Annotated in this window: 11 protein-coding genes and 1 riboswitch; of the genes, 7 read left to right on the forward strand and 4 right to left on the reverse strand. The window is 69.9% G+C overall.

The window, feature by feature from the left end:
* Window positions 1-55 precede the first annotated feature (55 nt).
* The 4 genes from AB0I16_RS32120 to AB0I16_RS32135 all read right to left on the reverse strand — a co-directional run bounded on the left by AB0I16_RS32120 (window position 56) and on the right by AB0I16_RS32135 (window position 4,746).
* Window positions 56-1,552: a glycoside hydrolase family 3 protein gene (locus tag AB0I16_RS32120; RefSeq protein WP_363253180.1), complete on the reverse strand. Its 1,497-nt coding sequence runs from the start codon at window positions 1,550-1,552 to the stop codon at window positions 56-58.
* 8 nt (window positions 1,553-1,560) lie between these two features.
* Window positions 1,561-2,391, reverse strand: coding sequence for a carbohydrate ABC transporter permease (locus AB0I16_RS32125; RefSeq protein WP_363253181.1), 831 nt, complete (start codon window positions 2,389-2,391; stop codon window positions 1,561-1,563).
* On the reverse strand, window positions 2,388-3,377 hold the full coding sequence (locus AB0I16_RS32130) for a sugar ABC transporter permease (protein ID WP_363253182.1): 990 nt from the start codon (window positions 3,375-3,377) through the stop codon (window positions 2,388-2,390). Before AB0I16_RS32130 ends, AB0I16_RS32125 begins: the two co-directional genes overlap by 4 nt.
* Before the next feature lie 94 nt (window positions 3,378-3,471).
* Window positions 3,472-4,746: an extracellular solute-binding protein gene (locus tag AB0I16_RS32135; RefSeq protein WP_363253183.1), complete on the reverse strand. Its 1,275-nt coding sequence runs from the start codon at window positions 4,744-4,746 to the stop codon at window positions 3,472-3,474.
* Window positions 4,747-5,130: 384 nt separating this feature from the next.
* Between AB0I16_RS32135 and AB0I16_RS32140 the strand changes: the two genes are divergently transcribed.
* From AB0I16_RS32140 to AB0I16_RS32170, 7 genes are all read left to right on the forward strand, one after another.
* A complete protein-coding gene (locus tag AB0I16_RS32140) occupies window positions 5,131-5,928 on the forward strand; it encodes a GntR family transcriptional regulator (protein WP_363253212.1) in 798 nt (265 codons plus the stop codon).
* A 164-nt stretch (window positions 5,929-6,092) separates the two neighbouring features.
* Window positions 6,093-8,228, forward strand: a complete 2,136-nt coding sequence (locus tag AB0I16_RS32145) for a carbon starvation CstA family protein (RefSeq protein ID WP_363253184.1) — start codon at window positions 6,093-6,095, stop codon at window positions 8,226-8,228.
* On the forward strand, window positions 8,225-8,425 hold the full coding sequence (locus AB0I16_RS32150) for a YbdD/YjiX family protein (RefSeq protein ID WP_363253185.1): 201 nt from the start codon (window positions 8,225-8,227) through the stop codon (window positions 8,423-8,425). Before AB0I16_RS32145 ends, AB0I16_RS32150 begins: the two co-directional genes overlap by 4 nt.
* Window positions 8,426-8,544: 119 nt before the next feature.
* Complete coding sequence (locus AB0I16_RS32155; RefSeq protein WP_363253186.1) at window positions 8,545-8,814, forward strand: DUF3311 domain-containing protein; 270 nt, start codon at window positions 8,545-8,547, stop codon at window positions 8,812-8,814.
* Window positions 8,811-10,454 (forward strand): monocarboxylate uptake permease MctP, encoded by a 1,644-nt coding sequence (mctP, locus tag AB0I16_RS32160; RefSeq protein ID WP_363253187.1) that lies wholly within the window; start codon window positions 8,811-8,813, stop codon window positions 10,452-10,454. The genes AB0I16_RS32155 and mctP overlap by 4 nt, the downstream gene beginning before the upstream one ends.
* Before the next feature lie 141 nt (window positions 10,455-10,595).
* Window positions 10,596-10,726: riboswitch (cobalamin riboswitch) on the forward strand.
* Window positions 10,727-10,853: 127 nt separating this feature from the next.
* A complete protein-coding gene (locus tag AB0I16_RS32165) occupies window positions 10,854-13,262 on the forward strand; it encodes a ribonucleoside-diphosphate reductase subunit alpha (protein ID WP_363253188.1) in 2,409 nt (802 codons plus the stop codon).
* Entirely contained in the window at window positions 13,262-14,284 is a 1,023-nt protein-coding gene (locus AB0I16_RS32170) for a ribonucleotide-diphosphate reductase subunit beta (protein ID WP_363253189.1), read from the forward strand. Before AB0I16_RS32165 ends, AB0I16_RS32170 begins: the two co-directional genes overlap by 1 nt.
* Window positions 14,285-14,339: the final 55 nt, after the last annotated feature.

Raw genomic sequence — 14,339 nt, forward strand, 5'->3', positions numbered from 1 at the left:
GGGGCGCCCCCGGCCGGGGGCGCCCCTCCTCATACGTACGGGCGGGGTGGGCGGTTCAGCCCGCGGTGATGATCTCCGCTGCCGCCTCGCCGCAGACCCGTGCCGCGCCGCGCGTCGCGATGTGGAGGCCGCCGGCCGGAGCGGACTGCGGGACGCCCATCTCGACCACGATCGTGTCGGGGCGCGCGGTGAGCAGGGTGGTCAGGGCCGCGGCCATCCAGCCGTGCCGGTGGGCGTCGCGGACGACCGCGACGACGCGCCGCTCCCCCGCCGCGGCGAGGGCCTCGGCGCCTGCCGCGTCGCCGGAGAAGGTGCCCGAGCGGGTGCCGGGGAACCGGCGTTCGAGTTCGGCGGTGACGCCCCACGGGGTCTCGTCGCCGACCGCGATGTTCGGCAGCGGGCTGAAGGTGGCGACGTAGGGCGCCGAGGTGAGCGGGGCGGCGTAGGTCTCGCCGCGGGTGACCGTCAGGGCGCGGCGGGCCGCGACCAGGCCGATCCCGGTGTCGGGCGCGCCCCCCGAACGATCGGTCGCGCCCGACATCGAGGCCCAGCCCGCCAGCGCCCGTACGCGGTCGGCGGCGTCGGCGAGGCGTTCCTCGGGCAGCTCGCCCGAGCGGACCGCCGCGACGAAGGCGTCCCGCAGCCGCAGCACGGTGCCCTCGTCCGAGGGGCCGCCGCCCGTGCAGATCGCGTCGGCGCCGGCGGCGATGGCGAGGACGCAGCCGCGCTCGAAGCCGTACGTACCGGCGATGGCCTGCATGTCCATGCCGTCGGTGACGATGAGCCCCTCGTAGCCGAACTCCTCGCGGAGCAGGCCGGTGAGGATGCGGCGGGAGAGCGTGCCGGGGTGGTCCGGGTCCAGGGCCGGGGCCAGGACGTGGGCGCTCATCACGGCGCGCGTGCCCGCGGCGATGGCCGCGCGGAACGGGGCCAGGTCGCGGGAGTTCAGGACGTCCCTGTCGACGTCGATGACCGGCACGGAGTGGTGCGAGTCGATCGCGGTGTCGCCGTGCCCGGGGAAGTGCTTGGCGGAGGTGGCGACGCCCGAGGACTGCATGCCCTCGACGTAGGCGGCGGTGTGCCGGGCGACCAGCTCGGGGTCGGCGCCGAAGGAGCGTACGCCGATGACCGGGTTGTCGGGGTTGGCGTTGACGTCGGCCGACGGCGCCCAGTTGAGGTTGATGCCGCAGGCGGCGAGGCGGCGGCCGAGGTCGGCGGCGACCTCGCGGGTCAGCGTGGTGTCGTCGACGGCGCCGAGCGCGTGGTTGCCCGGGTAGGAGGAGCCGGTGCGCACCTCCAGGCGGGTGACGTCGCCGCTCTCCTCGTCGATGGCGATCAGGAGGTCGTCGCGCTCGGCCCGCAGCTGCGCGGTGAGGGCGGCGACCTGCTCCGCGGTCCGCACGTTGCGGCCGAAGAGGCTGACGGAGGCGAGGCCCTCGTCGATCCGGTGGCGCACCCAGTCCGGCACCGTGGCGGTGCCGTCGAAGCCGGGCTGGAGCACGGCGAGGGCGTTGCGGGTGAGGGTGTCGCCGGCGTGCGTGAGTGTCGTCATGTGCGGAGTTATCCCTTCACTGCGCCGTCGGTCAGGCCGCTGACGGCCCTGCGCTGCAGGAAGACGAAGAGGATCAGGATCGGGACGGCGAAGAGGGAGGCGGCGGCCATCGTGGCGCCCCAGTCGTCGCCGAAGGCGGTCTGGAAGCTGGACAGCCAGACCGGCAGGGTCTTGGCCTCCGCTTCCTTGTTGAGCACGAGGACCAGCGGGAACTCGTTCCAGGCGGTGATGAAGCCGAAGAGGGAGGTCGACATCAGGCCCGGTGCGAGCAGCGGCAGGATCACCCGGCGGAAGGCCTGCATGCGGGTGCAGCCGTCGACCATGGCGGACTCCTCCAGCTCCTTGGGCACGGCGGCGACGAAGCCGCGGAGCGTGAGGAGGGTGAAGGGCAGGATCATCACCATGTAGAAGAGGGTCAGCGGGATCAGGCTGTTCAGCATGTCCGCGTCGCGCACGATGATGTAGATCGCGATGACCATGACTTCCCAGGGCGCCATCTGCGCCAGCATGAAGCCGATGATGAAGCCGCGCCGGCCCTTGAAGCGCATCCGGGCGAGGGCGAAGGCCGCGGTCACGCCGATGATGAGGGAGAAGACGACCGCGAGGACCGTGACGGTGATCGAGTTGCCGACCATGGTCCAGAAGTGGTCGGCGTCGATCGCCGTCTTGAAGTGTTCGAGGGTGGCGTCGGTCGGGAACCAGACCGGGTCCTCGGCGATGATGTCGCCGGTCGGCTTGAAGGCCGTCGCGAACATCCAGTACACGGGGAAGACGCAGAAGACGAAGATGACGACAGCGGTCAGGTTGGGCCACAGGCGGCCCATCAGCGAGCGCTTCACAGCTCGTCCTCCTCTTGCTTGAGCACGATGCGCAGGTAGAACGACGTGATGGCCAGCAGGATGACGATGGTGAGCAGCGCGATCGCGGCGCCCATGCCGAAGTGCTGGTTGCCCATGCCCTCGATGTAGGCGTAGACGGGGAGGATCTCGGTGAGCCGGTCGGGGCCGCCCTCGTTGATCGTGAAGACCTGCACGAACGCCTTGAAGACCCAGATGATCTCCAGGAACGTCGTGGCGTAGAGGAAGGGCTTCAGATACGGCAGCGTCACCTGGGTGAACTGCTTGAGGGCCCCCGCGCCGTCCAGCGCCGCGGCCTCGTACAGCTCCTTGGGGATGGTGGTCGTGGCGGCGTACAGGTTGATCGCCACGAAGGGGATGGACATCCAGACGATCAGCAGCAGGACGACGAAGAAGGTCGAGTACTGCGTGGCCAGCCAGTCGTGGTCGGCCATCGACTCGAAGCCGATCTTGGCGAGCACCCAGTTGACGACGCCGAAGCGCTGGGCGAAGAGCCACTGGTAGACGGTGCTCGCCGCGACGACGGGCATCGCCCAGGTGAGCACGAGGCCGAGCAGCAGGAAGGTGCGCATCTTCCGGCCGAGGCGGGCGAGGAGCAGTCCCACCAGCGTGCCGAGGCCCATGATGAGGACGACGTTGACCGCGGTGAAGGCGACCGAGCGTCCCGTGACCCGCCAGAAGTCCTCGCCGGTGAGGACCTCCTTGTAGTTGTCGAACCCGTTCCACTCCGTGAGGTGCAGAATGAACTGCCTCATGTTGAGGTTCTGGAACGACAGAATCCCGTTGTTGACCAGGGGCCAGCCGAGCAGCAGCAGGGTGGCGACGATCGCGGGGGCAAGGAGCAGATAGGGCGTCAGCCCGGCGAGACGCCTGGGCTCCTTGCGCGGGGCACTCGGCCGTGGCCCGCCTGCCGGTGTCTGCACCTCCGTCGGGCCGGAGGGCGGCCGTTCGGTCTTCTGCACGGTCATGCTCGCCATCTCTTTCGTGGGCATCGCGGTAAGCAGGTGTGTGCCGGGGGCGGCGAGGACGTTTCACCCGCCGCCCCCGGCAAGTGGGGCGTTCCTACTGCTTCTGCGACAGGCGCTTGTTGAGCTCGCCCTCGACCTGCTTGGCGGCGGCGGCAGGAGACTTACCGTTGAGCACCGCGGTCATGTAGTTCTTGATCGGGTTCGGCGGGTTCTCCACCGCGCCCCACTCCGGGATCAGCGGGGTGGTGCCACCGCCGACGGCGGCGGGCGCGGCGGCCTCGGCGGCCGGGTTGCCCTTGAGGTTGGACTCCAGCGCCTTCTTGTTCGGGATCTGGCCGCCTTCCTTGGCGAACTGGCCCTCGAACTTGTCGGACAGCGCGATCTTCAGGAACTCCTTGGCGAGCTCCTGCTTCTTGCTGGTCGCGGCGACGGCGAGGTTGGAGCCGCCGAGGAAGACGCCCTCGGGCTTGTCGGCGGTGGGGCCGGGGATCGTGAAGAAGCCGATGTCCTTCTCGATCTTCGGGTTGGCCTTGATGGCGGTGGGGGCCTCCCAGCTCATGCCGATGAAGGCGCCGGTCTTGCCCTTGGCGAAGACCTCGGCCTGCTGCGGGGTGGCCTCGTCCTTGTTCTTGGGGGCCTTGGAGAGGTCCGCGAACTGCTTGTACGTCTTCATGGCCTTGGCGACCTTCGGGTCGTCCAGGTTGGAGACGTACTTGTCGCCGTCCTTCTTGACCAGCTCGGCGCCCTCACCGATGGTCAGGCCGACGAAGTGGTACCAGTTCTGGCCGGGCAGGTAGATCGGCTCGGCGTCGGTCTTCTCGCCGATCTGCTTGAGGTCCTTGAGGAACTGAGCGCGCGTCTTGGGAAGCTCCTTGATGCCGGCGTCGGCCCAGATCTTCTTGTTGTAGACGACGACGCGGTTGAGGACGAACCACGGGGCGGCGTACTGCTTGCCGTCCACGACCGAGGACTTGTTCATCGACTCGGTCCAGTCGGCGCCGATGGACTCCTTGAGGTCGCCCAGCTCGGCGAGGCCGCCCGTCTTGGCGTACGCGGGGGTCTGGGTGTTGCCGATCTCGAAGACGTCCGGCGGGTTCTCCTCGGAGAGGGCCGTGGTCAGCTTCTGCTGGATGCCGTTCCAGGTCTGCACCTCGAACTTGAGCTTCGCGCCCGTCTTCTTCTCGAAGGCGGCCGTGACGTCCTTCTGCCACTGCTCCGGCGTCGAGCCGTCCATCGCCCAGAACGTCAGCGTCTCGCCCTTGAAGCCGTCGGCACCCCCGGCCTTCTTGTCGTCGCCGTCGCCGCCGCACGCCGCGACCGACACCAACATGCCCGCGACACCGATGGCCGCTATGAGCTTGCGCTTCACGTCACCCTCCTCAAGGGATGCCAGTCAACCCCCCACCCGCAGCGACCGAATGGACCGAGATCTGCCCGTGGGACTGGAACCTGGTCTTTAATGGTGTAGACCAGTACGGGGAGCTTGGCCTAGACCTTTAGGGGTGTCAAGGGTGTATAAGAAGGGCTGTCCCGTCCGTTATCGGACCGACACCTGAGGAACGGGGCTCCCTCTTCCCACCCCGACTTATCGTCGGGCGACGTTCGTTCGGGCGACTTTCGTTCGAGCAGGGAGACCCGGGGCCGTACCGTGCCACGATGTGAGCCGCGACAGACGGAGGAGCCGGTGACGGCAGCAGCACAGGAGCCGAACCAGTCGCTGAAGAGCGGCGGCCGGGAGACGGGTGGGCGGACCATGGGCACCGAGGCGGGCAGCACCAAGACGGACGCGGTCGCGCCCGTGGCGACGGACGGCACGGGCACCGCGAGCGTCGGCCGCACCGCGCGCGTGCCGAAGTACTACCGCCTCAAGCGCCACCTCCTCGACATGACGGAGACACTGCCGCCCGGCACCCCGGTCCCCCCGGAGCGCACGCTCGCCGCCGAGTTCGACACCTCGCGCACGACGGTCCGCCAGGCGCTCCAGGAGCTGGTCGTCGAGGGCCGCCTGGAGCGCATCCAGGGCAAGGGCACCTTCGTCGCCAAGCCGAAGGTGTCGCAGGCGCTGCAGCTGACCTCGTACACGGAGGACATGCGCGCCCAGGGCCTTGAGCCGACCTCGCAGCTCCTGGACATCGGCTACATCACCGCCGACGACACCCTCGCCGGGCTGCTCGACATCGGCGCGGGCGGCCGGGTCCTGCGCATCGAGCGGCTCCGCCTGGCCAACGGCGAGGCCATGGCCATAGAGACCACCCACCTCTCGGCCAAGCGCTTCCCCGCGCTGCGCCGCTCCCTGGTCAAGTACACCTCGCTCTACACCGCGCTCGCCGAGGTGTACGACGTGCACCTCGCCGAGGCCGAGGAGACCATCGAGACCTCGCTCGCCACCCCGCGCGAGGCGGGCCTGCTCGGCACCGACGTCGGCCTGCCCATGCTGCTGCTCTCCCGGCACTCCCTCGACGGCGAGGGACGGCCCGTGGAGTGGGTGCGCTCGGTCTACCGCGGCGACCGCTACAAGTTCGTGGCGCGCCTGAAGCGGCCCACCGACTGAGACCGCCGGCCGGCCCCGTGCCGCCCCGCCACGCCCCGCCCAGTCACGCCCTGTCACGTCCCGTCACACCCTTCCCCGACGTGACCGACGTACGCGGTCTGGCGCGCCGCACCCCACTGCCCTACGTTCCTCACGTCATCGCTTGATGAACGGGAGGCGGCCCGGTGCGCAGAGCGGAACCCCGAACCATCGTCGTCTGGAGCCTCGTCGCGCTGGTCGGCGCCGCGGGCTGGAGCGTCCTCGCGCTGGCGCGCGACGAGGAGGTGTCGGCCGCCTGGATGGTGGCGGCGGCCCTCGGCTCGTACGCCATCGCCTACCGCTTCTACTCCAAGTTCGTCGCGTACAAGGTCCTGAAGGTCGACAGGACGCGGGCGACGCCCGCCGAGCGGCTCGACAACGGCATCGACTTCCACCCGACCGACCGCCGCGTGCTGCTCGGCCACCACTTCGCGGCCATCGCGGGCGCGGGGCCGCTGGTCGGCCCGGTGCTCGCCGCGCAGATGGGGTACCTGCCGGGCACCATCTGGATCATCGCCGGCGTGATCTTCGCCGGGGCCGTGCAGGACATGGTCGTGCTGTTCTTCTCCACCCGGCGCGACGGCAAGTCGCTGGGGCAGATGGCGCGCGAGGAGATCGGGCCCTTCGGCGGGGCCGCCGCGCTGCTCGCCGCCTTCGCCATCATGATCATCCTGCTCGGCGTGCTCGCCCTGGTGATCGTCAACGCGCTCGCCGAGTCGCCGTGGGGCACCTTCTCCATCGCGATGACCGTCCCCATCGCCCTGCTGATGGGCTTCTACCTGCGGGTACTGCGGCCGGGGCGGGTCACGGAGGTCTCCCTCATCGGCATCGCGCTGCTGCTGCTCGCGCTGGTCGCGGGGCGCTGGGTCGCGGAGTCCTCGCTCGCCGACACCTTCACGCTCGCGCCCTCGACGCTGGTGATCTGGCTGGTCGCGTACGGGTTCATCGCCTCGATCCTGCCGGTGTGGATGCTGCTCGCGCCGCGCGACTACCTCTCGACGTTCATGAAGATCGGCACCATCCTGCTGCTCGCCCTCGGCGTGGTGCTCACCCTGCCGACGCTGAAGATGGACCCGGTGACCGACTTCGCCTCGCGCGGCGACGGCCCCGTCTTCGCGGGCTCACTGTTCCCCTTCGTCTTCATCACCATCGCGTGCGGGGCCCTCTCCGGCTTCCACGCGCTGATCTCCTCGGGCACGACACCGAAGATGATCGAGAAGGAGACGCAGGTCAGGATGGTCGGCTACGGCTCCATGCTGATGGAGTCGGCCGTCGCGATCATGGCGCTCGTCGCCGCGTCGATCATCGACCCCGGCCTCTTCTTCGCGATGAACGCGCCCGCGGGCGTCGTCGGCGACACCGTGCAGGAGGCGTCGAAGGCCGTCGCGAACTTCGGGTACTCCATCTCCCCCGCCGACCTCGCGCGCGCCGCCGAGCAGGTGGAGGAGGAGTCGCTGCTCTCGCGCACCGGCGGCGCGCCCACGCTCGCGATCGGCGTGTCCGAGATCTTCTCGAAGGTCACGGGCGACTCGATGCGGGCCTTCTGGTACCACTTCGCGATCATGTTCGAGGCGCTGTTCATCCTGACCGCGCTCGACGCGGGCACGCGCGTGGGGCGCTTCATGCTCCAGGACATGCTGGGCAACGTCTACAAGCCGTTCAGGAACGTGAGCTGGAAGCCGGGCCTCGTCCTGACCAGCGCGGCCGTCACCGGTCTGTGGGGCTACTTCCTCTGGGTCGGCGTGCACGAACCGCTCGGCGGGATCAACCAGCTCTTCCCGATCTTCGGCATCGCCAACCAGCTCCTCGCGGCCGTCGCCCTCGCCGTCTGCACCACGCTGCTCGTGAAGTCCGGGCGCCTGAAGTGGGCCTGGATCACCGCGGTCCCGCTCGCCTGGGACGCCACGGTGACGCTCACCGCGAGCTGGCAGAAGGTGTTCTCCAGCGATCCCCGCGTGGGCTTCTTCCAGCAGCGCTCCGACTACCAGGACGCCATCGACGCGGGCAAGGTGCTGCCGCCCGCCAAGTCCATGGACGACATGCACACCGTCGTCACCAACTCCACGGTGGACGGCGTGATCTCGGCGGTCCTCGCCCTGCTCATCGTCGTCGTGATCGTGGACGCGGCGCGCGTCTGCCTGCGGCACATCCGCGACCCGCACGCCTCGCGGCTGAGCGAGGCCCCGTACGTGGAGTCCAAGCTGACGGCCCCCGCCGGACTCTTCCCCACCCGCGAGGAGAAACAGGAGGCCGCGCGGCGGGAACCGGCGGCCCGCCCATGACCGCCCCGCTGCCGCGCCGGCTGCGCCGACTGCGGTGGTACGTCCGCGAGTTGACCGGCGAGTCGGCGTACGAGCGGTACGTGGCGCACCTGCGCAGGGAGCACCCGCACGCCGCCGTGCCCGACCGCCGGGCGTTCGAGCGCATGCGGACGGAGCGGCAGGAGTCGGACCCCCGGCAGGGCTTCCGCTGCTGCTGAGCGGCGTACCGGCACTTCGAGTCCCGTCCGTTATCCGGACCGGGGTTCCATGGCGCGAGACTCTCGCTTAGATTTCCCGCACGTCAAGCATGGGATCAGTGAGGGAACGGAGCCGCGCTATGTCAGATGCGCCTGAAGTGAACAGACCGGTGGTCACGCCGGTCCGCGTGGTCATCGCCGTCTGCCTCGTCGCGCCCTTCGTGGCGATGCTCTGGGTGAGCTCCTACGCCAAGGTGGACCCGACCTTCATCGGCATCCCGTTCTTCTACTGGTACCAGATGCTGTGGGTCGTGCTCTCCACGGCGCTCACGATGGTCGCCTACAAGCTGTGGCAGCGCGACCAGCGCGCCCGCGGGGCCGAGCGGGTCCAGGGGGGTGCGGGCCGATGAACGTCCTCGCGGCCGGCACCGACGGTGTCAACGGCATAGCACTCGCCGTCTTCGTCTTCTTCTTCGTCGCGGTCACCGTCATGGGCTTCCTCGCCGCCCGCTGGCGCAAGGCGGAGACCGAGAGCCTCGACGAATGGGGCCTCGGCGGCCGCTCGTTCGGCACCTGGGTCACCTGGTTCCTGCTCGGCGGCGACCTCTACACCGCGTACACCTTCGTCGCCGTCCCCGCGGCGATCTACGCGGCGGGCGCGGCCGGGTTCTTCGCGGTGCCCTACACGATCCTCGTCTATCCGCTGATCTTCACCTTCCTGCCGCGGCTCTGGTCGGTCTCGCACAAGCACGGCTACGTGACGACCTCGGACTTCGTGCGCGGACGCTTCGGCTCCAAGGGGCTCTCCCTGGCGGTCGCGCTCACCGGCATCCTCGCCACCATGCCGTACATCGCGCTCCAACTCGTCGGCATCCAGGCCGTGCTCGACGTCATGGGCGTCGGCGGCGGCCCCGACACCAACTGGTTCATCAAGGACCTGCCGCTCCTGATCGCCTTCGCGGTGCTCGCGGCGTACACGTACTCCTCGGGTCTGCGCGCCCCCGCCCTGATCGCGTTCGTGAAGGACGGCCTGATCTACCTCGTCATCGCCGTGGCGATCATCTACATCCCGATCAAGCTGGGCGGCTTCGACGAGATCTTCCGGGCCGCGGGCGACAAGTTCTCCGCCGCCAACGACGCGGCGGGCAAGCCCGTCGCCGGGCTCGCGCCGGGCGAGGCGGGGCAGTGGACGTACGCGACGCTGGCCCTCGGCTCCGCGCTCGCGCTCTTCATGTACCCGCACTCGATCACGGCGACGCTCTCGTCCAAGAGCCGCGACGTGATCCGCCGCAACACCACGATCCTGCCGCTGTACTCGCTGATGCTCGGCCTACTCGCGCTGCTCGGCTTCATGGCGATCGCGGCCGGGGTCAAGGTGGAGAACGGGCAGCTCGCGATCCCGCAGCTGTTCGAGAACATGTTCCCCGACTGGTTCACGGGCGTGGCCTTCGCCGCGATCGGCATCGGCGCGCTCGTCCCGGCCGCCATCATGTCCATCGCCGCCGCGAACCTCTTCACGCGCAACATCTACAAGGACTTCCTCAAGCCGGACGCGACGGCCGAGCAGGAGACCAAGGTCTCCAAGCTGGTCTCGCTCCTGGTGAAGGTGGGCGCGCTGGCCTTCGTCCTCACCATGGACAAGACCGTCGCGATCAACTTCCAGCTCCTGGGCGGCATCTGGATACTCCAGACGATGCCGGCGCTGGTCGGCGGCCTGTTCACGCGCTGGTTCCACCGCTGGGCGCTGCTGGCGGGCTGGGCGGTCGGCATGGCCTACGGCACCCTGGCCGCGTACGGCGTCGCCTCGCCCACGCAGAAGCACTTCGGCGGCTCCTCCGACGAGATCCCCGGCATCGGCGAGATCGGCTACATCGGCCTCACCGCGTTCGTCCTGAACGTCATCGTGACGGTGGTCCTCACCTTCGTCCTGCGGGCCGCGAAGGCCCCCGACGGCATCGACGAGACCTCGCCCGAGGACTACACCGCGGACGCGGGAGACCCCGGCGTGATCGAGGAACTGCCCCCGGCCACCGCGGGCGCCGTGCACTGACCGCGCCCCACCGCACAGGGGCCCGTCGGGGCCCCGTCCACCGCCGTACGAAGGGCCGCCGGGCGACCGGCGGCCCTTCGCCGTACCCACGACCGCCCCCGCACCGACACAAGATGTGGGCCCGCTTTCCCGGCCCGGCACAAGATGTATGCTCATGCTCGCTGTCGCCGCAGGGGAATCCGGTGCAAGTCCGGAACTGTCCCGCAACGGTGGACGTGTACGCATTCGGCGTACGCGGAGTCCGAAGACCTGCCGGCAGCGCACCCGTGCCGTCCGGCCCGGGTGCCGACCGTCCGGGCCTCGTGGAGTGGGCCGGTGGACGCGGTGCACCGCCCTGCGCGCGTGCCCCCGTGCGCCCTCCCCTCCCCCGTCCCGGAGCCGAGCGAGGGAGAGCCCCACGTGACCATCGCGCCTGCCGATCCGGCGCCGGCGACGAAGCCGCCGACCGCCGAGGGTGCCGAAGGAACCGACGGCCCGGGAGCCGCGCTGCTGCGCACCCTGACCGACCTCACCGCCGACCTCCCCGACGCCGACCCCGGCCGGGTCGCCGCCGCCGCGCTGCGGGGCCGCTCCGCCCGCGCTGACGTGTCCGAGCTGCGGGAGCTGGCGACCGAGGCCGCCGCGGGGCTCATCTCCGAGGACCCCGAGTACTCGAAGCTGGCGGCCCGGCTGCTCTCGATCGGCATCCGCGAGGAAGCGGCCACGCAGGGCGTGCGCTCCTTCACCGACTCCGTGGCGGTGGGCCACCGCGAGGGCCTGATCGCCGACCGCACGGCCTCGTTCGTGACGCGGCACGCGGCCCGGCTCGACGCGCTGGTGGAGGCGGCCCTCGCGGACGGCGCCGACTTCCGCTTCGGCTACTTCGGCCTGCGCACCCTGTACAGCCGCTATCTGCTGCGCCACCCGATCACCCGGCAGGTCATCGAGACCCCGCAGCACTTCATGCTGCGGGTGGCGAGCGGCCTGGCGGAGGACGACAGCGTCCGGGCGGTGGACGAGGTCGCCGCGCTGTACGGCCTGATGAGCCGCCTGGACTACCTGCCGTCGTCGCCCACGCTCTTCAACTCCGGCACCCGGCACCCGCAGATGTCGTCCTGCTACCTCCTCGACTCGCCCCTGGACGAGCTCGACTCGATCTACGACCGCTACCACCAGGTCGCGCGCCTCTCCAAGCACGCGGGCGGCATCGGACTCTCGTACTCGCGCGTCCGTTCCCGCGGTTCGCTGATCCGGGGCACGAACGGGCACTCCAACGGCATCGTGCCGTTCCTGAAGACGCTCGACGCCTCGGTCGCCGCGGTGAACCAGGGCGGCCGGCGCAAGGGCGCCGCCGCCGTCTACCTGGAGACCTGGCACTCCGACATCGAGGAGTTCCTGGAGCTGCGCGACAACACCGGTGAGGACGCGCGCCGCACGCACAACCTCAACCTCGCGCACTGGATTCCGGACGAGTTCATGCGCCGGGTCGCCGCCGACCAGGAGTGGTCGCTGTTCTCCCCCGTCGACGTGCCCGACCTCGTCGACCTGTGGGGCGAGGAGTTCGACGCCGCCTACCGCGCGGCGGAGGCCGCCGGGCTCGCCAAGAGGACCATCCCCGCCCGTGAGCTGTACGGCCGCATGATGCGCACCCTCGCGCAGACCGGCAACGGCTGGATGACGTTCAAGGACGCGGCCAACCGCACCGCCAACCAGACGGCGGAGCCCGGCCACACCGTGCACTCCTCGAACCTCTGCACGGAGATCCTGGAGGTCACCGACGACGGCGAGACGGCCGTCTGCAACCTCGGCTCGGTGAACCTCGGCGCCTTCGTGGACCCGGACTCGGGCGACCTCGCCTGGGACCGGCTCGACGCGACCGTCCGCACGGCCGTCACCTTCCTCGACCGCGTCGTCGACATCAACTTCTACCCGACCGAGCAGGCCGGGCGCTCCAACGCCAAGTGGCGCCCGGTGGGCCTCGGCGTGATGGGCCTCCAGGACGTCTTCTTCCAGCTGAAGCTGCCCTTCGACTCCCTCGGGGCACGGGCGCTCTCCACCCGCATCGCCGAACGGATCATGCTCGCCGCGTACGAGGCGTCCGCCGACCTCGCCCAGCGGAACGGACCGCTGCCCGCCTGGGAGAAGACCCGCACCGCGCGCGGCGTCCTGCACCCCGACCACTATGACGTCCGGCTCGCCTGGCCCGAGCGCTGGGAGGCCCTGCGGGCCCGCGTCGCACAGACCGGCATGCGCAACTCCCTGCTGCTCGCCATCGCGCCGACGGCGACCATCGCCTCCATCGCGGGGGTGTACGAGTGCATCGAGCCGCAGGTCTCCAACCTCTTCAAGCGCGAGACGCTCAGCGGTGAGTTCCTCCAGGTCAACGCCTATCTGGTGGAGGAGCTCAAGCGGCTCGGCGGCTGGGACGCGCAGACCCGCGAGGCGCTGCGCGAGGCCGGCGGCTCGGTCCAGGGCTTCGCCTGGATTCCCGAGGACGTGCGCGCGCTCTACCGCACGGCGTGGGAGATCCCGCAGCGCGGCCTCATCGACATGGCCGCGGCGCGCACGCCGTTCCTCGACCAGGCGCAGTCCCTGAACCTCTTCCTGGAGACGCCGACCATCGGCAAGCTCTCGTCGATGTACGCCTACGCCTGGCAGCAGGGCCTGAAGACCACGTACTACCTGCGCTCCCGGCCCGCCACGCGCATCGCCCGTGCGGCCGGCGGTGCGAGCGCCGCCACCACCGCCCCCGTCCCCCAGCAGGCGGCCGACCCCGACGCCGTCGCCTGCTCCCTGGAAAACCCCGAGTCCTGCGAGGCCTGCCAGTGATGAGCGACACGACAAGCTCCGAGAAGAACCTGCTCGACCCGGGCTTCGAGCTGACCCTGCGCCCCATGCGCTACCCGGACTTCTACGAGCGCTACCGGGACGCGATCAAGAACACCTGGACCGTGGAGGAGGTCGACCTCCACTCCGACGTCGCCGACCTCGCGAAGCTCTCGCCCGGTGAGCAGCACATGATCGGCCGCCTCGTCGCGTTCTTCGCGACCGGTGACTCGATCGTCTCGAACAACCTGGTGCTCACGCTCTACAAGCACATCAACTCCCCCGAGGCGCGGCTCTACCTGAGCCGTCAGCTCTTCGAGGAGGCAGTGCACGTCCAGTTCTACCTGACGCTGCTCGACACCTATCTGCCCGACCCCGAGGACCGCGCGGCGGCCTTCGACGCGGTGGAGGAGATCCCCTCCATCCGCGAGAAGGCGCAGTTCTGCTTCACGTGGATGGACTCGGTGGAGAAGCTGGACCGCCTGGAGACGCGGGCGGACCGCCGCCGCTTCCTGCTCAACCTCATCTGCTTCGCCGCGTGCATCGAGGGCCTGTTCTTCTACGGGGCCTTCGCGTACGTCTACTGGTTCCGCAGCCGCGGTCTGCTGCACGGCCTCGCGACCGGCACGAACTGGGTGTTCCGCGACGAGACGATGCACATGAGCTTCGCGTTCGACGTGGTGGACACGGTCCGCAAGGAGGAACCGGAGCTGTTCGACGACGCGCTCCGGACGCAGGTCACGGAGATGCTGAAGGAGGCCGTCGAGGCGGAGCTGCAGTTCGCGCGCGACCTGTGCGGCGACGGGCTGCCGGGCATGAACACCGACTCGATGCGCGAGTACCTGCAGTGCGTCGCCGACCAGCGTCTCCAGCGCCTCGGCTTCGCGCCGGTCTACGGCTCGTCGAACCCCTTCTCCTTCATGGAGCTGCAGGGCGTGCAGGAGCTGACCAACTTCTTCGAGCGGCGGCCCTCGGCGTACCAGGTCGCGGTGGAGGGTTCGGTCTCCTTCGACGACGAGTTCTGACCCTGGCGCTCACCGGCCCGGGTGTGCCCGCCCCTGCCACGGGGGTGGGGCGGGC

Origin of the sequence: Streptomyces sp. NPDC050703 (assembly GCF_040654435.1) — a bacterium.
Taxonomy (GTDB): domain Bacteria; phylum Actinomycetota; class Actinomycetes; order Streptomycetales; family Streptomycetaceae; genus Streptomyces.